At 68.3% G+C, this 22,325-nt stretch carries 19 protein-coding genes; 4 read left to right on the top strand and 15 right to left on the bottom strand.

From position 1 onward, the window contains the following. Window positions 1-186: 186 nt before the first annotated feature. Window positions 187-801, top strand: coding sequence for a flavin reductase family protein (locus IEX37_RS13230; protein WP_188755801.1), 615 nt, complete (start codon window positions 187-189; stop codon window positions 799-801). A 4-nt stretch (window positions 802-805) separates the two neighbouring features. On the opposite strand, the gene IEX37_RS13225 is transcribed toward IEX37_RS13230, so the two are convergent. The 14 genes from IEX37_RS13225 to iolC form a co-directional block, all read right to left on the bottom strand. Further along, a complete protein-coding gene (locus IEX37_RS13225; protein WP_188756756.1) occupies window positions 806-1,054 on the bottom strand; it encodes a DUF4287 domain-containing protein in 249 nt (82 codons plus the stop codon). Between the two features lie 124 nt (window positions 1,055-1,178). Further along, window positions 1,179-2,618, bottom strand: coding sequence for a carboxylesterase/lipase family protein (locus tag IEX37_RS13220; protein ID WP_188756755.1), 1,440 nt, complete (start codon window positions 2,616-2,618; stop codon window positions 1,179-1,181). A gap of 29 nt (window positions 2,619-2,647) precedes the next feature. Further along, on the bottom strand, window positions 2,648-3,490 hold the full coding sequence (locus IEX37_RS13215; RefSeq protein WP_188756754.1) for an ATP-binding cassette domain-containing protein: 843 nt from the start codon (window positions 3,488-3,490) through the stop codon (window positions 2,648-2,650). Beyond that, window positions 3,483-5,288 carry a dipeptide/oligopeptide/nickel ABC transporter permease/ATP-binding protein gene (locus IEX37_RS13210; RefSeq protein ID WP_188756753.1) on the bottom strand — a complete coding sequence of 602 codons (1,806 nt, stop codon included), beginning with the start codon at window positions 5,286-5,288 and terminating at the stop codon, window positions 3,483-3,485. Before IEX37_RS13210 ends, IEX37_RS13215 begins: the two co-directional genes overlap by 8 nt. Next, entirely contained in the window at window positions 5,288-6,226 is a 939-nt protein-coding gene (locus IEX37_RS13205) for an ABC transporter permease (protein ID WP_188756752.1), read from the bottom strand. The genes IEX37_RS13210 and IEX37_RS13205 overlap by 1 nt, the downstream gene beginning before the upstream one ends. 64 nt (window positions 6,227-6,290) lie before the next feature. Then, a complete protein-coding gene (locus tag IEX37_RS13200; protein WP_188756751.1) occupies window positions 6,291-7,880 on the bottom strand; it encodes an ABC transporter substrate-binding protein in 1,590 nt (529 codons plus the stop codon). Window positions 7,881-7,958: 78 nt separating this feature from the next. Continuing rightward, window positions 7,959-8,864: an alpha/beta fold hydrolase gene (locus IEX37_RS13195; RefSeq protein WP_188756750.1), complete on the bottom strand. Its 906-nt coding sequence runs from the start codon at window positions 8,862-8,864 to the stop codon at window positions 7,959-7,961. Window positions 8,865-8,985: 121 nt separating this feature from the next. Beyond that, the gene (gene iolG, locus IEX37_RS13190) at window positions 8,986-9,996 is read right to left on the bottom strand and encodes an inositol 2-dehydrogenase (protein ID WP_188756749.1); all 1,011 of its coding nucleotides are present in this window, start codon (window positions 9,994-9,996) and stop codon (window positions 8,986-8,988) included. A gap of 52 nt (window positions 9,997-10,048) precedes the next feature. Continuing rightward, window positions 10,049-10,966 (bottom strand): sugar phosphate isomerase/epimerase family protein, encoded by a 918-nt coding sequence (locus IEX37_RS13185; protein ID WP_188756748.1) that lies wholly within the window; start codon window positions 10,964-10,966, stop codon window positions 10,049-10,051. Then, on the bottom strand, window positions 10,963-12,909 hold the full coding sequence (iolD, locus tag IEX37_RS13180) for a 3D-(3,5/4)-trihydroxycyclohexane-1,2-dione acylhydrolase (decyclizing) (RefSeq protein WP_188756747.1): 1,947 nt from the start codon (window positions 12,907-12,909) through the stop codon (window positions 10,963-10,965). The genes IEX37_RS13185 and iolD overlap by 4 nt, the downstream gene beginning before the upstream one ends. Before the next feature lie 4 nt (window positions 12,910-12,913). Then, window positions 12,914-13,822: a 5-deoxy-glucuronate isomerase gene (gene iolB / locus IEX37_RS13175; RefSeq protein ID WP_188756746.1), complete on the bottom strand. Its 909-nt coding sequence runs from the start codon at window positions 13,820-13,822 to the stop codon at window positions 12,914-12,916. Window positions 13,823-13,894: 72 nt separating this feature from the next. Beyond that, window positions 13,895-15,448 (bottom strand): CoA-acylating methylmalonate-semialdehyde dehydrogenase, encoded by a 1,554-nt coding sequence (locus IEX37_RS13170; protein ID WP_188756745.1) that lies wholly within the window; start codon window positions 15,446-15,448, stop codon window positions 13,895-13,897. A gap of 29 nt (window positions 15,449-15,477) precedes the next feature. After that, window positions 15,478-16,383, bottom strand: a complete 906-nt coding sequence (locus IEX37_RS13165; RefSeq protein WP_188756744.1) for a class I fructose-bisphosphate aldolase — start codon at window positions 16,381-16,383, stop codon at window positions 15,478-15,480. A 1-nt stretch (window position 16,384) separates the two neighbouring features. Then, window positions 16,385-17,362, bottom strand: coding sequence for a 5-dehydro-2-deoxygluconokinase (gene iolC, locus IEX37_RS13160; protein ID WP_188756743.1), 978 nt, complete (start codon window positions 17,360-17,362; stop codon window positions 16,385-16,387). 122 nt (window positions 17,363-17,484) lie between these two features. On the opposite strand from iolC, the gene IEX37_RS13155 reads away from it, so the two are divergent. Both IEX37_RS13155 and IEX37_RS13150 read left to right on the top strand, forming a co-directional pair. Further along, entirely contained in the window at window positions 17,485-18,246 is a 762-nt protein-coding gene (locus tag IEX37_RS13155; protein ID WP_188756742.1) for a GntR family transcriptional regulator, read from the top strand. A gap of 150 nt (window positions 18,247-18,396) precedes the next feature. Next, window positions 18,397-19,569 (top strand): Gfo/Idh/MocA family protein, encoded by a 1,173-nt coding sequence (locus tag IEX37_RS13150; RefSeq protein ID WP_188756741.1) that lies wholly within the window; start codon window positions 18,397-18,399, stop codon window positions 19,567-19,569. 139 nt (window positions 19,570-19,708) lie between these two features. Here IEX37_RS13150 and IEX37_RS13145 read toward each other — a convergent pair whose 3' ends face one another. Then, window positions 19,709-20,926, bottom strand: coding sequence for an FAD-dependent monooxygenase (locus tag IEX37_RS13145; RefSeq protein WP_188756740.1), 1,218 nt, complete (start codon window positions 20,924-20,926; stop codon window positions 19,709-19,711). Window positions 20,927-21,261: 335 nt separating this feature from the next. Between IEX37_RS13145 and IEX37_RS13140 the strand changes: the two genes are divergently transcribed. Next, window positions 21,262-22,320, top strand: coding sequence for a maleylacetate reductase (locus IEX37_RS13140; protein WP_188756739.1), 1,059 nt, complete (start codon window positions 21,262-21,264; stop codon window positions 22,318-22,320). The last annotated feature ends 5 nt before the right edge of the window (window positions 22,321-22,325 follow it).

The following is a 22,325-nucleotide window of genomic DNA, read 5'->3' as shown; positions in this document are numbered from 1 at the left end:
ACGCGAAATCGCCGCCGGGCGCCATGTCCGCGAAGCGGGAGAAGTGGCCCTGGAACGCGACCTCGATGGTCGCCGTGGGGCCGTCGAGGCGATCGCGCCCCACTCGGGCCCACCGGGTCGCTCCGCTGCGTTCACATTGCGACGGCGCCGGCCCCGGCGCGCGCGGGGCGGCGGTAACGTCGGGGCATGAGCAACACGAGCGCGAACACTGAGCCGGACGACAGCTCCGCGTCGGGGCGGGAGGAACGCGACGCGGCGTCCCGGGACCACGCGGGAGAGCTGCTGTCCGTGCCCGGATCGCTCGACGCGGACGGCTTCAAGACGCTGTTCCGGGGCCACCCCGGCGGGGTCTCGGTCATCACGGCGGAAGGTCCGGATGGGCCGGTCGCCCTGACGGCGACATCGGTCGCGTCGGTCAGCGTGGACCCGCCGATGCTCATCTTCTCGGTCTCGGCACTGTCCTCGGCGACCCCCGCCATCCTGGCCGCGGACACAATCGTCGTGCATCTGCTGGATGCCGACGACCTGCCGCTCGCCCGCCTGGCCTCCACGAGCGGCGTCGACCGCTTCGCCGACACGTCGCAGTGGACGCGCCTGTCAACGGGCGAGCCGCTCTTCCCGGGCGCACGGGCGTGGGCGCGCTGCGCGATCGTGAGCCGCCTCGAGGCGGGCGGATCGACCGTCATCGCGGCACACGCGCTGCAGGGCGAGACGAACCGAGGCCCGGAGCACGAGGCCGGCGCGCTGGTCTACCACAACCGCACGTGGCACCGCCTCGGCGATGCCTCGCGCATCGGCTGACGCGCTACTTCGCCAAGGCCGCCGTGCAGTAGGCCACCAGCGCGTTCGCGTGGCCGTGACCGAGGCCGTACTCGGCCTTGAGCCATGCCACGACCTCCATGTGCATCTCACCGGCGAGCCGCTCCACGATCAGGTCCAGCCACTCCTGAACCGGCCGCCCGTACGTCTTCTCGATGCTGGGGAAGTACGACGCCGGCCCCTTCACCCTCTCGCCCGGCGCGATCTGCGGGGCCACGACCCTGTGCTCAGTCATGCGCACACGGTAGCAGCGGCCTCCGACGCGAGCGTTCGGGCACGATGTTCCGCACGTGTCGTCACGGGGCCCAGTCGATCGATGGCGCTGCTCCCGCTGCGGCGCCTCGCCGCGTCGCGCACTCTCAGGACTTGCAGTTCTCGAGGTAGAGCTGATGAAACACCGCAGACCTCGATTCCCCGCCGTAACGGTGCGTTCCTCGTACACCACCCGAGAAAGGCGCGCGCGCTAGCTCACCGGTCCGGAAAAACTCAACCCAGTCGGCATGCATACGATCGGCGAGTTCCTGCGGAGGGTGTGGCCCCGTCATATCGCCCACGGGCTCCGCGTCCAGCAGATTGAAGACGAACGGGATCTCCAGGTCGTGATAGGCACCGGGCGCACCGTCAAAAGCACGGGTGCGCCACGCGAACTCGTAGCCCCACGCTGGCAGACCGAGAGCCGCGGCATCCTCCAACCACTGCACGACCGGGGCAATGAAGAAGTCCACCTCCCCGAGCTTGCGCACGATGGTACCCGCACTCAGATCCGGGAATAGCTGGCGCGCCGCCTCTAGCGCCCTGGTTCCGTGGAGTCCATGGCGCTCGAGCGCCAGCGTCGCCTCATCGTCTCCGAGATCGGGGTCGGGCCAGCCGAACAGCAGGAATTCATCGGAGGTGAATCCTGCAAGCACGGGGACCCGAGAGGCGAAACGATCTTCCCTGCGTCCTGTCGCATGCCACGGCACGAGGTCCGGGTCGGAGAGCACGCCGAGCGTGAACGGCCCCGGCGAGAGTGCGCCACCAGCCGTGCCGGTCAGGCGGCTCGCCTCCTGCAGCAACCGGACCTGATCTACTGTGGCGAAACCTTCCGCCGTCGGCTCCACTCCGCAGATCGCGGCCAGCGCACGCGTGGTCGCCTCACCGTCTGCACGGTCAGCAGGTCGGCGCAAGGGACCGCTCTGATTGATGGCAGCGTGAAAGAGCCCGCGCGCCGACGGCGTGGCGACCAGACTCGCCACGCTCATGCCCCCCGCCGACTGGCCGAAGATCGTGACGCGACCTGGATCACCGCCAAAGTCGGCGATGTTGTCCCGGACCCACTCGAGCGCGCGCAACTGGTCGCGCAGCCCGCGGTTTATAGAACCGTCGATCGGGAGGAAACCCTCGACGCCGACGCGGTAATTGACCGTCACGAGGACAATCCCCGAACGAGCGAAGGCGGTGCCATCGTACATGGGCAGGGCCGCGTTTCCCTCCTTGAACGCACCGCCGTAAATCCACACCGCGACCGGCGCTTCCCCCGTACGATCCGGTGTCCAGACGTTCACCGAGAGGACGTCATCTCCCCTCAGCCAGCCCGGGGAAGCGATCCGGCCGTGCAATGGGCTGCTCACCTCCCATTGCGGCGAGGTCGGCCCTGGACGGGTCGCGTCTCGCGTTCCCGTCCAGGGGTCCCTCGGTTCCGCCTCCCGATATCGACGAGCCCCAGTCAGAGGCGCCGCGTACGGGATATTCAGAAAGCGCTCGACCCCGCCGATGTCGACGCCCGCCAGACGCCCGGCTCGAGTACTGATGGTTGCCATTGTGCTTGCTCCGTTTCTCCGCCGACGGCCTACGAGCCGGCTTGCGCTGCCAGGAGGCGCCGTCGCTCCTCACGCCGCTCGCGCTGCCGTACCGGGTGCGCGACCGGAGAAGCCATGAGCAGGCGCTGTGTGTACGGGTGGATGGGGGCGCCCGTCACCTGCTCGGCCGTGCCGTTCTCGACGATCTCGCCCTTGAACATCACAGCGACCCGGTGGCTCACATGACGCACGACAGTGAGGTCGTGCGAGACGAACAGATAGGCGACGCCCGTCTCCTTCTGGATCTCGATGAACAGGTCCAGAATCCTCGCCTGCGTGGTGAGGTCGAGGGCGCTCACCGGCTCGTCGCACACGATCAGTCGAGGCCGCAGGGCGAGAGCCCGGGCGATCGCGATTCGCTGACGCTGGCCTCCCGAGAACTCGCGTGGGTAGCGCGAAAGCGCGTTCGACGGCAGCCCAACCTGGTCAATGAGCTCGCTCACGCGTCGTCGCGCCTCGGTCCTGCCGATCCCCTGCGCGATCAAGGGCTCAGCGAGAGTGTCGCCGACAAGCAGAACCGGGTTCAGGGACCCGTAGGGGTCCTGGAAAACGACCTGGATCGATCGCGCCAGCTCTCGACGACGATTCGCAGTCGGATGGGAGATGTCCTCCCGGTCGAACGAGATCGAGCCAGCGCTGACCGGAGCGAGCCCGAGCACCGAACGCCCCAGGGTCGTCTTGCCCGAGCCGGATTCTCCGACGAGGCCGACTGTCTCCCCACTGCGGATCTGGATGCTGACCTTCCTCAGCGCGTGAAACGGTGCGCGGCGAGCACCACGGCCCGGATAGATGACATCCAGATCCCGGACGTCGAGCAACGTGTCGTCAAGCATTGCTGGGCTCCTCGCTGTCCAGAGGCTCCCGCAACGTCGACTCTTCGAGCGTGCTCGACAGCAGGAGTTTCGTGTAGTCGTGCTGAGGGTCATCGAACAGGGTCTCCGCGTCGGTGAGCTCCACGATGCGGCCGTCCTTCATCACGGCGACACGGTCACACAGGTCGGCGACGACCCCGAAGTTGTGGGTGACCAGGAGGAGACCCATGTGGCGCTCGGATTGAATCGTTCGCAGCAGTTCGAGGATCTCCGCCTGAACGGTGACGTCGAGCGCTGTGGTCGGCTCGTCGGCGATGAGCAGGCGCGGGTCGCCGGCGAGAGCGATGGCGATTGCGACGCGTTGGGCCATTCCGCCCGAGATCTCGAACGGGTAGGACCTCGCGACCTTCTCGGGGTCGTTGATCCGCACCTGCTCGAGGAGCTCGATCATGCGCTGTCGTACTGCCGCTCCTCGCAGGGCGGTATGTCTCCGGATGGCCTCCGAAAGCTGGTTGCCGACGGTGTAGAGGGGGTCGAGCGCGACCATCGGTTCCTGCGAGATCATCGCAACGGTGCGTCCACGCAGCGCGTCGCGCTGAGCCTTGCTCATCTTGGCGGTCGACACGCCGTCGATCTCGATCGTACCGTTCAGAATCTCGCCGCCCTTCGACAGCAGCCCGAGCACCGCAAGACTCGTCGTGGTCTTTCCACACCCCGACTCGCCGACCAGGCCGAGCGTCTCCTGCCGCCCGACGGCGAACGACACCTGGGAGACGACCTCGATGTACCCTGTCTCGGACGCTTCGGAGGGGTATCCGATCGTAAGATCGGTCACCCTGACGACCGGGTCGTCAATCTCCGCGTCCGTGGCGTGCTGCGCTGCAATCGGGGGTACCGCCGCCGGTACCGCGGCTGGCACGCGGGGCTTGGCGACGCGAGAGCCGTCCCATTTCTCGGTGAGGGCGTCACGCAGGCCATCTCCCAGGAGGATGAACGCGATCACGGTGAGCGTGAGCACTACAGCGGGCGGAACGATGATCCACGGTTGGCGCTGCAGGTAGGTGTTCCCTTCCGCGATCATGCTGCCGAAGGAGGGCTCCGGCGGCGTGATACCGAGCCCCAGGAAGTTGAGACCAGCCGCCACGGCCAGCGACGCCGCCGCGATCAGAGCGAGGTTGATGACGATCGTGCCGATCACGCGCGGCAGGATGTGGCGTCGGACGATGCTCACCGTACGCAGCCCGGCCACCTTCGCTGCATCGATGTAGGGTTCCTCGCTCACGGTGATGGCGGCCGAACGCACCACTCGGATAACCGCCGGGGAAGAGAGAAGCCCCAGCGCGACCATGACCCAGGTCATGCTCTGTCCGAAGAAGGCGAGGACCATGAGGAGCACGGCGATGGACGGGATGGCCATGACGATCTCGCCGGTGCGGACTACAGCGGCATCGAGCCAGTTGCGCAAATAGCCCGCGAACACTGCCGTCGGAACAGCGACGATCAGCACCGTCGCGACCGCGATGGCGGCGTTCAGCAGGGCGGGTCCGGCCGCGAACATGAGGCGCGAGAGAATGTCTCGCCCGAGGTTGTCGGTACCCAGGGGATGGGCGGCGCTCGGAAGCTGGAACGTCGCGGAGAGGTCGCCGGCGAGCGGGTCGTAGGGGGCGATCATGGGTGCTGCGATCACTGCCAGCACCAGGAGGAGGAGGAATCCCGCCGAGATCGCCGACAACGGCTTGCTCAGCAACCTGCCCAGCAGACCCCTGCCGGGTCGCTCGTCGGTGGTGGGGACGCGCAGCGAAACGGTGGAACTGACCATCAGTGCCTCACCTTCGGGTTGAGGACGCCGTAGACGATGTCGAGGAGGAGATTGATGCCGATGACGATGAGGGTGAAATAGACGGCGACTCCCTGCATCACCGGGATGTCATGCCCGAAGGTCGCGCTGATCGCGAGCGAACCGAGGCCGGGCAGGCCGAAGATCTGCTCGAGGACGACGGCTGAGGTCAACGAGGCGACCACGCTCAGCCCGACCGTCGTGACGACCGGAAGCGACGCGTTGCGCAGTGCATGCTTGAGCACGATTGAGCTGCGGGACATCCCGTTGGCCCGGAGATTCCGCACGAAATCGCGTTGCATGACGTCCTTCATGCCTTCACGGGTCAGTTTCGCAACAGACGTCAGATTGGCGAAGGCGAGCGCAATCACGGGCAGCACCAGCGCCTGCAGCCACAACCCCACGCCGTGCTCCGGTCGGACGTATCCGTTCGCGGGGAACCACCCCAGGCCGACGCTAAACACGCCGACGAGCGCGATCGCGATGATGAAGCCCGGTACCGCGGCGCCGAGGATTGACAGCACATCCGACGCGACGCGGGCAACGCGTCCGCCCAGGCTCGACACCAGGCCGAAGCCGACCCCGAGCACCAGTGCGAGAACCGTGGCCAAGCCCACGAGCGAGACCGTCACCGCCAGACGTCCGTTCAGTGCCTCGGTGACGGACTCGTTATTTCGAAACGAAGTGCCCAGATCTCCCGTCATAGCTCCGGAAAGCCAGTGCCAGTACTGCACGAGCACGGGCTGGTCCAGTCGCAACGTGCGACGCAGCTGCTCGACTTGCTCCGGTGTCGCGTTTAGGCCGGCCAGGATCTGGGCCGCGTCGCCGGGGAGGAGCGACTGGAGGATGAACACGAGCAGCGATACCACGAACAGCAGTGGGATCGACCACAACAAGCGCGAAGCGATGAGACGAATCATGTGAGAACTCCGTTGCAGGAGTGGTCTGCCGGCCGGGATGCGACCGGCAGACCACTTCCCTGATCTACTCTTCCGCCGACTCCGTGGACACGGTGAACAAGGCGGGGTTCGGGTCGAGGTAGGTACCGGCGACCTCGGCGCCCTCCAAGCCCGGACGGGAGATGACGATCTTGTCCATGTGCGCGAAGGGGGTGAACCAGGCCAGCTCAGAGAGCCTCTCCTGCAGCGCCACGTAGTCCGCCTGGCGAACGGCAGGGTCAGGCTCGCCCGCGCCCTTGACGAACAGCTCGTCGATCGTCGGGTCGAAGACCCTGTGCGGGTTCCCCCAGCCGAGGAACCAGTCCTCACCGTTGATCTGCATCGGGTTGAGGCCATAGAACATCAGAACGGCCTGCGCATCGGGGGCCTCCATCCTCGTACGGAAGTCCGCGAAGTCCACGGGCGTGACGATATTCGCTCTGATGCCCACCTTCGCCCACTCGCTGGCGAGCGCTTGGGCCGCGTCGGTAACGCCGAGCTGCAGGTTGAACGCGATCAGATCGAAAGAGAAGCCGTCAGCGAAGCCGGCCTCCGCCAGGAGCTCGCTGGCCTTCTCCGGATCGTAGGGGTACGCGCCTTCGAGGGACTCGGCGTAGGAATCGAAACCGGGAAGCGAGGCGACATCCGATGCCCGGCCGTGCTCGCCGTACAGTGCCTCCGTGACGGCCTCGCGATCGACGGCGTAGTTCATCGCCTGGCGGACACGCTCGTCGCCCAGTGCGGGAACGACCTTGCCCTCGCGATCGAGCACCATCGCCATGTTCACGGAGCTCGGCGATGCCGAGACGTTGAAACCGGATCTCTCCGCGGCCTCGGCGACGTTCGGTGTGCCGAGCATGTAGTCGACCTCACCGGACTGCAGTGCCTGCAGCTGGGCGTTGGGGTCGGCGATGACCTTGACGACGACCTTGTCAAACTGGACGACCTCGGGGGCGAAGTAGTGCTCGTTGGGCACGAACGTGTACACCTGCCCTGTGACGGTCTCGGCCCTGTCGAGAACGTACTGGCCCGCTCCAGCCGTGGAGGTTCCCAGCGCAGCGACGTCCTGCAAGCCCTCCGGGCTGACGATCGACCCGGTCATCGAGCGCTGGGAGAGCATGTACTCCATAGTCGGGGTCGGGTCGTTCAACGTGATGCGGACGCTCAGCGGTCCCGTCGCCTCGATAGACGCCATGTTCTCGACGCGCGACGCGAAGGGGCCGCCTGCAGACCCGAAGTACTCCAGGCTCGCTTTTACCCCCTCTGCAGTCAGATCGGAGCCGTCGCTGAACTTGACCCCCTCACGCAGCTGCATCTCGAAGACGGTGTTTCCCTCTCCGACATAGCCCCAGTCTGTGGCGAGCCCGGGGCCATACGAGCCGTCGGGCAGGAGGTTGATGAGAGGTTCGTAGGCCAGCGATGTGACGATCTGCAGTGGGTCGCCATTGCCGTTGAGCGCCGGGTCAAGGGTGTCGGGAGTCGTACCGATCGCGATGTTGAGAACGTCCGGGTTCTGCTGCGTCGCGGGAGAACCTGCTCCATCCCCGCCCGTGCATGCGGCGAGAAGGCTTGCCACTACGAGTGCCCCCACCGCTGAGGCAGCCGCGCGCCAACGCCGTGAACTGTTCTGTGTCATCAGCAACACCTGTCTTCCTTGACGAGGGGATCAGTAGGTACCCCGGGACTCCGATCCAACCGTGAACCGTAGAAAATGTCAATCTATCGTCGTAATGTCAACACATTTGGCGCTCGACCCTTGGTTCCGGCGCGGCGTCGTCGCCGCACCGCGTCTCACCGCACGCGCGAGACCCGCGGCAAACTCGTCCCACAGAGGCTCAACCAGTTCGTGCCCCATGCCCGGGAACAGGTGCAGCTCGGAGTTTCGCAGAATCAGGTGCAGGTCGATCGCCGCAGCCGGCAGAATGTGCGCATCGTCCAGGCCATGGAAAATGGTCACGGGAGTCTCAAGGTGGCGCAGGCGATCTGCGACCCCTGCGGAGAAATCCTCGATTGCCTTCCACTGACGGATGAACCCCGAGGGCTCGTAGCACCTGTCGTAGCTCTTCGTGGCGAGTTCGCGAACCCACGCCTCGTCAAAAGGATACGCGGGCGATCCGGCGACGCGCTCCCGGGCCACAAACGCCTCGATCGCAGATGCCCGGTCAGGGTGGCGACCGATGCCGACTTGTGCGCCGTCCGGGTCGCGCATGTACCGAGCGTTTCCGCTGGCCGGCGTCGTGTAGAACAGCGTGGCAGAGCACACCCGATGGGGAACCTCGGCGAGCACGGCCTGCGCAATCATGCCCCCCATGGACTGCCCTGCGACGTGGAAGCGCTCGAGTCCCAGGTCATCGGCGACCGCGACCACATCGCGCGCCATGTCGGCGATGGTGTACGCGCGCTCGACATCGTGCGGTCCGCCAAGCTTGTCGGAGAGACCCACATCGCGGTTGTCCATGAGCACGACGCGCAGTCCCTGACCGACGAACTTGGCGACGAGAGTAGGCCGCCAGCCGATGAGTTGAGCGGTGAAGCCCTCGATGAGAATGACCGGCTCCGCCGAATCCTCGCCGATCACCTCGTAGTAGATGCTCGTCCCGTCGTTGTCTGCATATGGCATGGGCAGTCCTTTCCTGATCGATGGCGTGGGTGTCCAGAAACCCCGCTCGATACGCCGATGTCTCGCCGGCCCTCACGCGGCCGGCGAGATGAGGTGTTCACCGACCGAGGGCGGAGGCCAGTCACGTCAGACGCACAGGCACGACGATGCGTTCGACGGCCGACCGTTGCGCGGCATCGGCGAGCAGGAGAGCAGCTCGCCCATCCTCGAATGTGGGGCTCAGCGAGGGCTGCCCACGGACTAGCTTGACGAACTCGCGTAGCTCTTCCGCATAGGCAAAGGCATAGCGTTCGAGGAAGAAGTTCTCGTATGGAGGCTTGGCCTCCACCGCCTCTGACGTGGACAGGCTCACGAGACTGGTGGGGGCGTTCGCGACCGACAGGTACCCCCGCGCCCCGAACGCCTCGACCCGCTGGTCATAGCCGACTGCACTGTGGCGAGAGTTGAGGATCGTCACAATCGCCCCCGACTCGGCTCGAAGCGTCGTGACGGCGGTGTCGAAATCGTCGTGCCCGCGCGCACCTTCGTCGAAGGTGGTCGTGGCGGTGGCATGCACCTCGACGATCTCCGGGACGAAGAACCGCGCCATGTCGAGATCGTGAATGGTCATGTCTCGGAAGATCCCTCCCGACGCGGCGATGTAGGAGGGCGGCGGTGGAGCGGGATCTCGACTGATGATGGTGAGCTGTTCGAGAGCACCGATCTGACCGGCCGCGACGCGCGCGCGGACACCGGCGAAGGCCGGATCGAAGCGTCGGTTGAATCCCAGCGCGACAGGTACGTTCCTGGCGGCGACCTTCTCGCGTAGCGCGTCCACGCGCGAGATCTCCAAGTCGATCGGCTTCTCGCACAGCACGGGAAGACCGAGATCCACGGAGCGGGCGATGAGGTGGACGTGGGTGGCGGTCGGCGACGCGATGAGCACGGCATCGATCTCACCCGATGACAGAAGCTCCTCGGGGTCATCGGTGACACGGCCGCCATACCGCGACGAGATCTCCTCGGCGCCTGCGACGAACGGGTCGGCGATCCATGCGAGAGACGTGTCGGCATCCGCGGCGATGTTCGCAGCGTGCACCTGGCCAATGCGTCCCGCGCCGATCAGGCCAATGCGGACAGGAGTCTGGGTCATGCGGTACCTCGTCTATCTGGAGAGTGATCGTCGGTAAGCGGCCGGGGCTGCGTCACACCCAACGGCTGAGGGCCCCGCGGTTGATTCGCTGATCCACGGACCGCGAAGCCAGGAACTCCGCGATGGGCGCGCTCGGGCCGTTCAGAACGTCCTGTTCGACGACGACCCACCCGTCATATGCGCGGCGCTGCATCGCTTCCATGACGCCTTCCAGATCGACATCGCCGCGTCCGAACGCGACGAAGGCCCCGCCTGACCACACCTCGCGCATGCCGCCGCCCGCCGACAGAACCCCACGAAGTCGGCCAACATCGACGTCCTTGAGGTGCAGGTGGTTTATGCGGTCGCCCCAGCGCCGGATCGCCTCGGCTGGATCGCCCCCGGCGATGAAGAGATGCCCTGTATCGAGCGTCAGCCCGACGTCAGAGTGCGCGAGGAAATGATCGATCTCGGCGGGAGACTCCACGAAGGTGCCCGCGTGATGATGAAACGTCGGCTCGAACCCCGCCTCCCGGACGATGCGAGCCGCGGTCTCGAGATTCGCGAGAAGCCGATGCCATGCGGTAGCAGCGAGCGGGTCGACCTCTTCACCGCGCCCCGGGTGAGCCTTCCGGGTTGCCGAGCCATCGTCGGCAAGCGTGGGTAGCGGCAGTCGCGCCGGCCCTCTTTCGGCTCCCTCGGAGAACCTACGGAGCACCGAGCGCAGCGTCGGCAGGGAAGCTTCGAACGCGTCGTCGTCTGTGAGCGGCAACTGCACCCAGCCGCCGGCGAGGTCGAGACCGAACCGATCAAGCCGCGCCCGCAGCTCGGGTCCACGCCCGAGGTATCCCTCGGGGCCGAGGTCGACGCCCCGGTACCCGGCCGCGGCCAGCGACTCGAGCAGTTCGTCGGGCGAGACGATCTCTGACCCTTCGGGAGTGAGCTCGAAGACGCCGAAACTCACCGGCGCACCGGCAACGGTCGCGTTCATACGGGACCTCCATGACTACCCCGGCGAGCCGCCCCGAGCAGCGGTCGCTGCGCCTTCTGCTGCTCGAGGTACTCGGCACGAGCGGCTTGCGTGGACGCGAGGGTCGAGACCTCCGCGACCGGGACGTCCCACCATCCGGCGCCGCCGGGCGCGTAGATGTGCGGGTCGCTGTTGATGTGGATGAAGGTGGAGCGGTCCGAGGCCTTCGCACGCGCGAGGGCCGCGCGGAGGTCGTCCACCGCGTTCTCGGTCGGCTCGATCTCGATGACGTCGAGGCCGTAGCTGCGCGCGTTCATCGCGAGGTCGACCGGCAGCACGTCCTCGCCCTGGAAGTTGCGTGCGAAGGGGTCGTAGGCGCGGTACTTGGTGCCGAACCGCTCTGATCCGACCGTCTCCGACAGATGCCCGATCGACGCGTAGCCGTGGTTCTGGATCAGGACGACGATCAGCTTGATGCCCTCCGCGACGGCCGTGACGAGCTCGGTGTTGAGCATGAGGTACGAACCGTCGCCCACCATGACGATCACGTCGCGATCGGACCCGTCGGCCAGCGCGCCGCGCTTGACGCCCAGACCGCCCGCGATCTCATAGCCCATGCAGGAGTACGCGTACTCGACGTGGTAGCCGAGCGGGTCGCGCACGCGCCACAGCTTGTGGAGATCTCCCGGCAGGGATCCGGCGGCCTGCACGATCACGTCCTCCGGAGCACTCGCCTGCTGCACGGCGCCGATGATCTCGGGCTGCCCGGGAAGGGCCAGGCCCGAGGGCGCGAAAGCCTCGTCGACGGTGTCGTCCCACTGCGCCTTCTCGCGTGCCACGCGCTCGGCGTACTCCGCGTCCACGCGCCACCCCGCGAGCGCATCCGCCAACTCGACGAGCGCCTCGCGCGCATCGGCGATGACCGGCACCTGGGTGCCGTGTTTGTAGGCGTCGAAGGGGGCGACGTTGATGTTCACGAACGTCACGGCGGGGTTCTGGAACGCCGTGCGCGAGGCCGTGGTGAAGTCGCTGTAGCGCGTGCCGATGCCGATCACCACGTCGGCCTCCGCCGCCAGGCGGTTCGCCGCCATGGTACCCGTGGCGCCAACGCCCCCGAGATTCTGCGGGTGGTCCCACGTGAGCACGCCGCCGCCGGCCTGGGAGGTGCCGACCGGCACGCCCGTCGCCTCGACGAGTGCGCGCAGCTGCTCCTCGGCCGAGGAGTAGAGCACTCCGCCGCCGGCGACGATGAAGGGCTTGCTCGCGGCGCGGATCGCGGCGACCGCGGCGGCGAACGCGTCGCGCTCGGGGCGGGGCCGGCGGATGCGCCACTCGCGATCCCGGAGGAACTCCAGAGGCACGTCGATCGCCTCCGCCTGGACGTCCTCGGGAAGCGCGATCGTCACCGCGCCGGTCTCGGCCGGATCCGTGAGCACGCGCATGGCCGCGAGCGCGATCGAGTACAGCTGCTCGGGCCGCTGCACCCGGTCGAAGAACTTCGACAGCGGCCGGAACGCGTCGTTGACGGTGAGGCCGATGTCGTGCGGCTGCTCGAGCTGCTGCAGGACGGGGTCCGCGACACGCGTGGCGAACGTGTCGGAGGGCAGCAGCAGGGCGGGCAGGCGATTCGTGGTCGCGAGCGCCGCGCCCGTGAGCATGTTCGTGGCGCCGGGGCCGACCGACGCGGTCGATGCGAACGTCGCGCGGCGGCGGTGCATGCGCGCGTAGCCCACCGCCTGGTGCACCATGGCCTGCTCGTTGCGGGCCTGGTAGTACGGCATCAGCTCGGGCTGCTCGACGTTGAACTGCTTCAGCGCCTGGCCGATGCCGGCCACGTTGCCATGACCGAAGATGCCGAACATCCCCGGGATGGTGCGCTCCCGGATGTCGCCGTCGACCGTCCACTGGTGCCCCAGGAACTCGACGAGCGCCTGGCTGACGGTCATCCGCTTGGTCTCCGCCATCGGATCAGCCTTCCGTGCTTCCGTAGGGCAGCCGGTCGTCGAACCGCTGGCCCTCCCAGGTCTCGCGGACCCACGCGTGCGCGGGGTCGTCGCTGATGAGCCAGACCCGCTCGGGATCGGGCCCCGCCATCACGTTCAGGTAGTAGAGGTCGTAGCCGGGCGCCGCGACGGCCGGCCCGTGGTAGCCGTAGGGCACGAGCGCGACGTCGCCCGTGCGCACGAGGGCGTCGATCTCGATGTCGCCAGCGGGCGACGAGTAGGTGCTGAACATGCCGAAGGCGGCGTCCGGCGATCCCTTCTCGCCGCCGACGCGCGAAGGCGCGGCCTCGAAGTAGTAGATCTCCTCGAGACGCGACTCGTGACCCGGGTGGTGCTCATCGTGCTTGTGCGGCGGGTAGGAAGACCAGTTCTCGGCGGGCGTGATGACCTCGCACACGATGAATCGCGCGGCATCCAGCGCCTCGGGCGTGCCGAAGTTGTGCACCTGGCGGCTCGACCCCCCGGCACCGCGCAGCTCGACGGGCGTCTCGGATGCATCGATGCGCCGCGTCGGAAGCACCCGGTCGGTGGGCGAGGTCGCGACGGCGACGCGTCCCGCTCCAGAGAGCACCACCTCGGCGGCGGTGCTGACATAGAGCACGTCGGTCGGGCCGTGGAACACCGACTCTCGGCCCGCGAGCGAGTGCGACGTCTCTTCGCCTTGCTCGCGCACCCGCACCTCGAACGAACCGGCGAGCGGGACGATGAGCTTCTCGGTGCCGCCAGGCAAGAGGCGCTCGCTTTCGTGCTCGCCGCCCAGTTCGGCGACGAGCAGGCCCGTGTGCTCCCAGCCCGCGATCGTGTCGTCGACCACGGTCTGCCAGCCGTCTCGGGCCAGCGATCCGCGCCGATGGAACCAGCGCTGAGCCGTCATGTGTGTTCTCCTTCGGACGTTCCACGTCGGGGCGCCCATTGGGGCACCCCGATGCGTCGGTCGTGCGCGTCGTCAGTCGTTCTGGGGGAATCCGAGGTTGATGCCCCCGTGCCGGGCCGGATCGAGCCACCGGCTCGTGATGGCCTTCTCCCGGGTGAAGAAGTCGAACCCGTGCACGCCGTACGCCTTCGCGTCACCGAACAGCGACGCCTTCCAGCCCCCGAAGGAGTGGTACGCCACCGGGACGGGGATGGGCACGTTAATGCCGATCATGCCGACCTGGATCTCATGCTGGAACCGGCGGGCAGCTCCCCCATCGTTCGTGAAGATCGCCGTGCCGTTGCCGAACTGTCCGGAGTTGATCAGATCCACACCCTCCTGGAAGGTCTCCACCCGCACCACCTGCAGCACCGGCCCGAAGATCTCCTCCCGGTACGCGCGCGACGTGGTGGGCATGTTGTCGATCAGCGTCGGTCCGAAGAAGAACCCGTCCTCATGCCCATCCACACGGAAGTCCCGACCGTCGACGACGATCGTCGCGCCATCCTGCTCGGCGATGTCGACGTAGCCCGCCACCTTCTCACGGTGCTCGCGGGTGATCAGCGGCCCCATGTCGGGCTCGCCGTCCTCGCTCCCGGCGCCATTGCCGACCTTCAGATTGGCAATCCGCTCGGAGATCTTCGCGATCAGCTCGTCCGCGACCGGCTCGACCGCCAGCACGACCGAGATCGCCATGCACCGCTCCCCCGCTGCGCCGTATCCGGCGTTGACCGCCTGGTCCGCGACCAGGTCGAGGTCGGCATCGGGGAGCACCAGCATGTGGTTCTTCGCCCCGCCCAGGGCCTGCACCCGCTTGCCGTGCTTGGACGCCGTCTCGTAGATGTACTGCGCGATCGGCGTCGATCCGACGAACGAGATCGACTGCACGACCGGGCTCGTCAGCAGCCCGTCCACCGCGAGCTTGTCACCCTGCAGCACCGTGAACACGCCATCCGGAAGCCCCGCTTCCTTCCACAGCCGCGCCAGCCACAGCGACGCCGAAGGGTCCTTCTCGCTCGGCTTCACCACCACCGCGTTGCCGGCCGCGATCGCCACGGGGAAGAACCACATCGGCACCATCGCGGGGAAGTTGAACGGGCTGATGATGCCCACCACGCCCAAGGGCTGCTTCAGGGAGTACACGTCGATGCCGGTGGAGGCGTTCTCGCTGTAGGCGCCCTTGATCAGATGCGGGAAGCCCGTCGCCAGCTCCACGACCTCCTGCCCGCGCAGGATCTCCCCCATCGCATCGGTGAGCACCTTGCCGTGCTCGGCCGTGATGATCTCCGCCAGCTCCTTCTTACGCGCGTTCAACAGCTCACGGAACGCGAACAGCACCGTCTGACGCTTCGCGATCGAGAACCGCGACCACGCCTCGAAACCGCCCTGCGCCGACGCGAGCGCCTCATCGACCTCCGCCTGATCCGCCAGCGCCACCCGCGCCGACACCGCGCCCGTGGCCGGATTGAACACCGGCGCCGTGCGCCCACTCGACGACGGACGCACCGCCCCGTCGATCCAATGGCCGATCACGGGAAGATCGCCGCCGGTGTCGGCAGCCGCGGCGGTGGTCTCGATGGTGCTCATGGGGATCTCCTTGGATGGGAACTCGGTCTTCAGACGATCGCGGGGATGTCGCCGTGCACGAGGCGGGCGGCGGTATCGATAGCGCCGGCGACGTCGCCGTCGGGCGGGTAGAGCAGCGTGCGCCCCACGGTGAGACCCCGCACGCCCGGGAGCGCGAGAGCGCCCTCCCAGGCCGCGAAGGTCTCGTCGGGGTCGGCGCCGGCGTCGCCGCCGAGCAGCAGGGTGGGCATGGTGGTCGCTGCCATGACGCGCTCCATATCGTCCACGACGGGCAGCTTCATCCAGGTGTATGAGCTATCGGCCCCCAGGCCTGCGGCGATGGCGATCGAGAGCACGACGGCGTCGGTCGAGAGGTCGTTCACGAGGCGGCCATCCTTCCAGCGGCTCATGAACGGCTCGAGCATGATCGGCAGTCCCGCGGCCGCCGCGTGCGTGACCGCATCCGCGGTGGCCTGCAGCGTCGCGGCCGTGCCGGCATCCTCCAGGTTCACGCGGACCAGGGTCTTGGCGAAGTCGATTCCCTGGGCGACCATCGTCGGCACGTCATATGCCGTGTAGCGGTCGTCCATCTCGAAGCTTGCGCCCCGCAGGCCGCCGCGGTTCATAGACCCGACCACGATCTTGTCGTCGAGCAGTCCGAGCGCGGCAAGGTCGTCGATGATGTCCGGCGTGCCGAGCACGCCGTCCACGCCCGGATGACGCAGCGCCACAGCGAGCCGCTCGAGCAGCACGTAGCGGTCGGCCATGGCGGTCGGATCGGAGCCGACCGCGAGCGCGCCGCGGGCCGGGTGGTCCGCGGCGACGATGAACAGGCGCCCGTCGCCCTGCAGCACGTCGCGTCGGCGGCGCGCGGCGTGCATCTCGCCGATGCGGTTCGGTTCGTGCGCGCGGATGTCGCGCAGACGCTGGAAGCCCTCAGGGCCGATCTCGCTCATGTCACGCCCCCTGCATGATCGTCTCGACCTCTGCGGCCGTCGGCATCGCGGTCGAGCATTCGCGGCGCGACGCGACGATCGCGCCGGCGACATTGGCGAAGCGCAGCGTGCGCTCCAGGCTCCAGCCCTCGAGCACGCCGTGGCACAGCGCCCCGCCGAACGCATCGCCCGCGCCGAGCCCGTTGACGACGTCGACCTCGTGCACCGGCACCTCGACGAGCTCATCGCGCGTCTTGGCGAGCACGCCTTTCGGCCCCTGCTTCACCACGGCGATCTCGACGCCACGATCCAGCAACGCGTCGGCCGCGCGCTCGGGCTCGCTCTCGCCCACCGCCACAAAGCACTCCTCGCGGTTGCCGACAGCGATCGTGACCTGCTCGAGCACGGGTGCGAGCTGCGCCGTCGCGACGTTCGGGTCCTCCCAGAACACGGGCCGGTAGTCGAGGTCGATGATCGTGTGCCGGACCCGGCCGCGGGCGGCGAGCGCGGCGTGGTGAGCCTCGCGGCTCGGCTCTTCGCTCAGGCCGGTCGTGGTGACCCACAGGATGCCCGCGCCGCGTACCGCTTCCGCATCGATCTGGGTCGTATCGATGTTCAGATCCGGAGCCTTCGGCTCCCGATAGAAGTAGAGCGGGAAGTCGTCGGGCGGGAAGATCTCGCAGAAGGTCACGGGGGTCTTCAACGCCGGGTCGGTGGCGACGAACCTGTCGTCGACGCCGAGGCGCGTGAGCTCAGCTCGCAGGTAGCGCCCGAACGGATCGTCCCCCACGCGCGAGACCAACGCGGACCGGTGACCGTAGCGCGCGGCCGCGACCGTCACGTTCGCGGCCGTTCCGCCGAGGTACTTGCCGAAGGTCTCTACCCGTTCGAGACCGACGCCGTCCTGCATGGGGTAGATGTCTACGCCGAGGCGGCCGAGTGCCAGTACATCGGTCGTGAAGGTCACTGTCCCTACTCCATTGTCGCTCGTCGGTCGCATTACCACCTAGGTTGTACTGACAATATCACAACGGATCATTAGGTGCGCCGAACATCGCTGCCAGCGCGAGATCGGTAACATGTCGGGACATTGACCGATGGTCGGCCAGAAGGAGCTCCGCGATGCCCGCCGAACAACCAGTGTGGCCAGACGAACTGTTCGCCGACCTGGACCGCACGGGCCCCGTCCCCCTCTACTATCAGGTCTCCAGCCGGCTCGAGGCAGCAATCCGTTCCGGCGACATCCCCGCAGGCGCGCGTCTCGAGAACGAGATCGCGATCGGCCATCGCCTCGGCCTGTCGCGCCCCACCGTGCGGCGCGCCATCCAGGAGCTGGTCGACAAAGGGCTGCTGGTGCGCCGCCGGGGCATCGGGACGCAGGTGGTGCAGGGCCAGGTCACCCGACAGGTGGAGCTGACGAGCCTGTACGAGGATCTGCAGAACGCGCACCACGAGCCGACCACCCGTGTCATCGAGCGCGAGATCATGCCGGCGCCCGACGAGGTCGCCGATCGCCTCGGTCTCGCGTCAGGCTCGGACGTGCTCTACGTGCGCCGCCAGCGCAGCACGGACGGCGTGCCGGTCGCACTGCTCGAGAACTATCTGCCGGCGGACTTCAGCGACATCACGAGGGAGCAGCTCGAGGAGCGCGGCCTGTATCAGATCCTGCGCGGACGAGGCGTCGCCATCCGGGTGGCGAAGCAGCGCATCGGCGCGCGCCGCGAGCACGGAGATGAGGCGCAGCTGCTGGACGTCGACCGCGGCAGCCCCCTGCTCACGATGGAGCGGGTCGCTTACGACGGCTCGGGCCACGCCGTCGAGTTCGGCCGTCACTGCTACCGCCCCGACATGTACAGCTTCGAGACGACTCTCGTCGCGAAGTAGTCCTCCGTCGGCGGACAGACGGGAGCGGCTCCGACCCCACCCTGTCCGCGACGTTTGATAGTACATTCGGTCGTATGGACGGCGCGTCGCACGATCCGCCCCAGACGAACGGCGAGACGATCGCTGGCCCGACCCTCGAGGAGATCTGACATGGCCGCTGAGCGGATCCGCGTGGGACTCGTGTCGGTCGGCTGGATGGGCCGACTGCACTCGCGCGCCTATCTCGCCGCGCGGCATCACTTCCCCGAGCTGCCGGCCCACGCCGAGCTGGTCGTCGCGGCCGATCCCGATGAGGGCAGCCGCGCGCACGCGACCGACGTGCTGGGTTACCGCGAGGGCGTGGCCGACTACCGGGAGGTCGTCGAGCGCGACGACGTCGACGTCGTGTCGATCTGCTCACCCAACTTCCTGCATCACGAGATCGCGCTTGCGGCGATCGAAGCCGGCAAGCCGTTCTGGATCGAGAAGCCCATGGGACGCAGCGCCGCCGAGTCCGGCGACATCGCGCGCGCGGCGGCCGCGCGCGGACTGGTGAGCGCGGTGGGCTTCAACTACCGTCACGCCCCGGCGATCGCCCGGGCCCGGCACCTGGTGCGTACGGGCGCTCTCGGCGAGATCACGAACGTCCGCACGTCGTTGCTCGCGGACTACTCGTCCGATCCGGCGGGCGCGCTCACCTGGCGCTTCCTGCGCGACCGAGCGGGATCCGGTGTGCTCGGCGATCTGCTCTCACACGGCGCCGACCTCGTACAGCACGTGGTCGGCCCGATCCGCGAGGTCTCCGCGCTCACCGAGACGTTCATCCGCGAGCGCCCCCTGCCGACCGCGGGCGCGGCCAGCCACTTCTCGCGGGGCGCGGAAGGCGGTCCGCGCGGGCTCGTCGAGAACGAGGACTACGCCGCGATCCTCGCCCGCCTCGAGAACGGCGCCGTCGCCGTGCTCGAAACGAGCCGCATCGCGATCGGCCCCCGCGCCGAGTACGGGCTCGAGGTGTACGGCACCCGCGGGTCGCTGCGCTGGAGCTTCCAGCGCCTCAACGAGCTGCAGCTCGCGGACTCGCCAGACGGTTACCGCACGATCATGGCGGGTCCCGACTTCGGCGAGTTCTCCCGGTTCCAGCCGGGCGCGGGCACGAGCATGGGCTTCGACGATCTGAAGACGATCGAGGCGGCGCTGTTCCTCGCCTCCGTGACGGAAGACCGTCAGCTCGCTCCGTCGGCGCTGGACGCATGGTCGGCCGCGACGGTGATCGACGCGGTGCTCGAGAGCGCCGCCTCACGCACGTGGGTCGCGGTGCCCGAGGTCGCACATCCCGGAACGTGATCGCGGTCGCGAGCGAGCCGCTCGCTCTCGCGAAAGTAGTCCGCGGCGGCCCCATGACCTACGCCGACGTCACGGGTCGAGGGGAGAGCGACCCGCGACAATCCGCCGTCGGCCTCCACGGACGGGCGCGAGTGCCGATCTACGGCGACGTCGCGACCTCCGCCGTCTCGGGGTCGTACTCGTAGATCCACCCGTTGGCGAGCAGCGGGTCGGCCTCCATGAACGCGCGGTCGCGCTCCTCCTGCTCCGGCCCGTCGGGCAGATGGTTGATGTGCGCGCGGCCGTGGCTGATCTCCTGCAGGCGAGCCGTGCGGGGGATGCGCAGTTCCTCGTAGCGGCGCAGCGCCGCCGCGAGGTCATGCGGGCTGTCGGCGATCGACTGCGCCAGCACGGCCGCGTCCTCAATCGACTGCGCGGCCCCCTGCGCGAAGAACGGGAACATCGGGTGCGCGGCATCCCCCAGAAGCGTCACGGCGCCGGACGGCGTGAACGCGCTCCAGCGTTCCAGCGGGGCGCGATCGAACAGCCCCCAGCGCCCCGGAGTGCCGGCGGCGCGGATGAGGTCGACGAGCCGAGGATCCCAGCCCTCGAACTCGGCCAGGAACTCCTCGACGGTCGCGGTCGCGCTCCACGACTCGGTCGACTGCTCGGCTGCCGGCGCGAACGCGACGAGGTTCACGAAGCGGCCGGCCGACACCGGATAGTGCACGAGGTGATGGCCCGGGCCGATCCACAGCGTCTGCGCGGGCCGCTGCGAGAACTCGGGAGCGCGATCGGCGGGCACGAGCGCCCGGAACGCGATGATGCCGGCGAAGGCCGCGGGACGCGGCTCGGTGATCGCTCCGCGCACGACCGAGTGGATGCCGTCGGCGCCGATCACGATGTCGGCCTCAACGACGCGGCCGTCCTCGAAGCGCAGGCGCGGCCGGGAGCCGTCCAGCGCCAGCTCGACGCAGCGACTGCCCAGCTGGATCGCCTCCGCCGGCACGGCCGAGCGGATCGCGTCGAGCAGGTGGGCACGGTGCGCCGTGTAGGTGTGCTCGCCGAAGAGCTGCTCGCAGCGGTCCGAGAGATCCTCGGCCGACAGCACGGTGCCGTCGCTCCAGCGGCGGAACTCCCAGCCGACCTCGAGACGCACGGCGTCCCTCACGAGCCCGTCGAGCACACCGAGGCGCCGCAGCAGGCGCGCCGCGTTGGGCGCGACCACGAGCCCGGCACCGACCTCGCTGAGCGCCGGCGCCTGTTCGTAGACAGTGGCGGGAACTCCCGCGCGATGCAGGAAGGCCGCGGCGGCGAGACCGCCGATCCCCCCTCCGAGGATGGCGATCTCCGGCGCGTCGCCTCGTGATCGGATCATGTGTCGCCCCGTCTCCGTCGTCGGTCACGTCGCGGCGCTGATCGGCCGCACAGGCATCGTGGCCCGCTGATGTGCCGCACGGCGCGCCGGCATCCATCCAATGAACACCTGACCGGGCCACGACCGCTCTCGACGATCGTGCACGTGATCATTGGATGGACATCGCGGTTGTCGCTCGGACGCGCCCGCCCGGATACTCGCGGCAGTGGCCCAGAGGCGAGCCACGTCGAGATGAGGAGACCGCCGATGTCCGCCATCGACCCTGACATCCCCGTCGGCGCAGGCATCCTGTCCTGCGCTCCGATCCGCCGCGCCGAACGGAGCGCCGCGATCTGATGGGCATCGTCTTCGATCACAGCACGCTCGGCCAGCGGGTGCTCTTCGGCACCCGCGCGGCCGTCGACAACACCGCCATCGCCGTCGAAGGGCTCGGCGCCGCGCGCGTCCTGCTCATCGCCGACGCCTTCGCGATCGAGCTGGCGGACGCGATCGCCGCGCGCATGACCGTCGTCGCGCGCATCCACGACATCGTCCAGCACGTGCCCTCCGAGAACGCCCGCGCGGCGGTCGAGCTGGCGAAGGAGACGAAGGCGGACGCCGTCGTCGCGATCGGCGGTGGATCAGCCACCGGTCTCGCGAAGATCGTCGCGCGCGACACGGGCCTGCCCGTCGTCGCGGTGCCGACCACCTTCGCCGGCTCCGAGGCCACCAATGTGTGGGGCATCACGGAAGCCGAGCACAAGACCACGGGGGTCGACGATCGCGTGCTGCCGAAGGTCGTCGTCTATGACGCCTCGCTGTCGGCCGGTCTCCCCGGCCGACTGGCGGTCTCGAGCGGGCTCAATGCGATCGCCCACGCGGTCGACGGCTTCTGGGCGCCGCGCGCCGATCCCATCAACCGCGCGCTGGGCACCGAGGGACTGCGGGCGCTCGTGCCGGGGTTGCGCGCCCTACACGCCGATCCCGACGACCTCGACGCGCGCGAGCAGACCCTCTACGGCGCCTACCTCGCCGCCGTCGCGTTCGCCTCGGCGGGCTCCGGCATGCACCACAAGATCTGCCATGTGCTGGGCGGGCGCTTCAACATGCCCCACGCCGAGACCCACTCGGTCGTCCTCGGCTACGTGCTCGCGTTCAACGCCGAGGATGCGCCCGACGCCGCCGCACGCGTGTCGGCCGCGTTCGACGGCCGCCCCGCCGTCGAGGCGCTGTTCGAATTCCGGGGAGAGATCGGCGCGCCGGCGTCGCTCGCTGAGCTCGGGCTGCGCGAAGAGGACATCTCGGAGGCAGCGGCGCTCAGCGTGGCGGCCATTCCGCCCTCGAACCCGCGCTCCGCGAACGTCGAAGGCGTCGAGAACCTGCTGCGCGCGGCGTGGGCCGGCGCGGCACCGTGAAGGGA

Source organism: Microbacterium album (assembly GCF_014643695.1).
GTDB lineage: Bacteria > Actinomycetota > Actinomycetes > Actinomycetales > Microbacteriaceae > Microbacterium > Microbacterium album.
This window is presented reverse-complemented; position numbering and strand designations above follow the sequence as displayed.

Excerpts from the sequence above, each read along its gene's own strand:
- IEX37_RS13195 (WP_188756750.1), bottom strand. The coding sequence starts at position 8,864 with ATGCCATATGCAGACAACGACGGGACGAGCATCTACTACGAGGTGATC.
- IEX37_RS13165 (WP_188756744.1), bottom strand. The coding sequence starts at position 16,383 with ATGAGCGAGATCGGCCCTGAGGGCTTCCAGCGTCTGCGCGACATCCGC.
- IEX37_RS13155 (WP_188756742.1), top strand. The coding sequence starts at position 17,485 with ATGCCCGCCGAACAACCAGTGTGGCCAGACGAACTGTTCGCCGACCTG.
- IEX37_RS13220 (WP_188756755.1), bottom strand. The coding sequence starts at position 2,618 with ATGGCAACCATCAGTACTCGAGCCGGGCGTCTGGCGGGCGTCGACATC.
- IEX37_RS13150 (WP_188756741.1), top strand. The coding sequence starts at position 18,397 with ATGGCCGCTGAGCGGATCCGCGTGGGACTCGTGTCGGTCGGCTGGATG.
- IEX37_RS13170 (WP_188756745.1), bottom strand. The coding sequence starts at position 15,448 with ATGAGCACCATCGAGACCACCGCCGCGGCTGCCGACACCGGCGGCGAT.
- iolG (WP_188756749.1), bottom strand. The coding sequence starts at position 9,996 with ATGACCCAGACTCCTGTCCGCATTGGCCTGATCGGCGCGGGACGCATT.
- iolD (WP_188756747.1), bottom strand. The coding sequence starts at position 12,909 with ATGGCGGAGACCAAGCGGATGACCGTCAGCCAGGCGCTCGTCGAGTTC.
- IEX37_RS13200 (WP_188756751.1), bottom strand. The coding sequence starts at position 7,880 with ATGACACAGAACAGTTCACGGCGTTGGCGCGCGGCTGCCTCAGCGGTG.
- IEX37_RS13145 (WP_188756740.1), bottom strand. The coding sequence starts at position 20,926 with ATGATCCGATCACGAGGCGACGCGCCGGAGATCGCCATCCTCGGAGGG.
- IEX37_RS13215 (WP_188756754.1), bottom strand. The coding sequence starts at position 3,490 with ATGCTTGACGACACGTTGCTCGACGTCCGGGATCTGGATGTCATCTAT.
- IEX37_RS13230 (WP_188755801.1), top strand. The coding sequence starts at position 187 with ATGAGCAACACGAGCGCGAACACTGAGCCGGACGACAGCTCCGCGTCG.
- iolB (WP_188756746.1), bottom strand. The coding sequence starts at position 13,822 with ATGACGGCTCAGCGCTGGTTCCATCGGCGCGGATCGCTGGCCCGAGAC.
- IEX37_RS13140 (WP_188756739.1), top strand. The coding sequence starts at position 21,262 with ATGGGCATCGTCTTCGATCACAGCACGCTCGGCCAGCGGGTGCTCTTC.
- IEX37_RS13205 (WP_188756752.1), bottom strand. The coding sequence starts at position 6,226 with ATGATTCGTCTCATCGCTTCGCGCTTGTTGTGGTCGATCCCACTGCTG.
- IEX37_RS13225 (WP_188756756.1), bottom strand. The coding sequence starts at position 1,054 with ATGACTGAGCACAGGGTCGTGGCCCCGCAGATCGCGCCGGGCGAGAGG.
- iolC (WP_188756743.1), bottom strand. The coding sequence starts at position 17,362 with ATGCGACCGACGAGCGACAATGGAGTAGGGACAGTGACCTTCACGACC.
- IEX37_RS13185 (WP_188756748.1), bottom strand. The coding sequence starts at position 10,966 with ATGAACGCGACCGTTGCCGGTGCGCCGGTGAGTTTCGGCGTCTTCGAG.
- IEX37_RS13210 (WP_188756753.1), bottom strand. The coding sequence starts at position 5,288 with ATGGTCAGTTCCACCGTTTCGCTGCGCGTCCCCACCACCGACGAGCGA.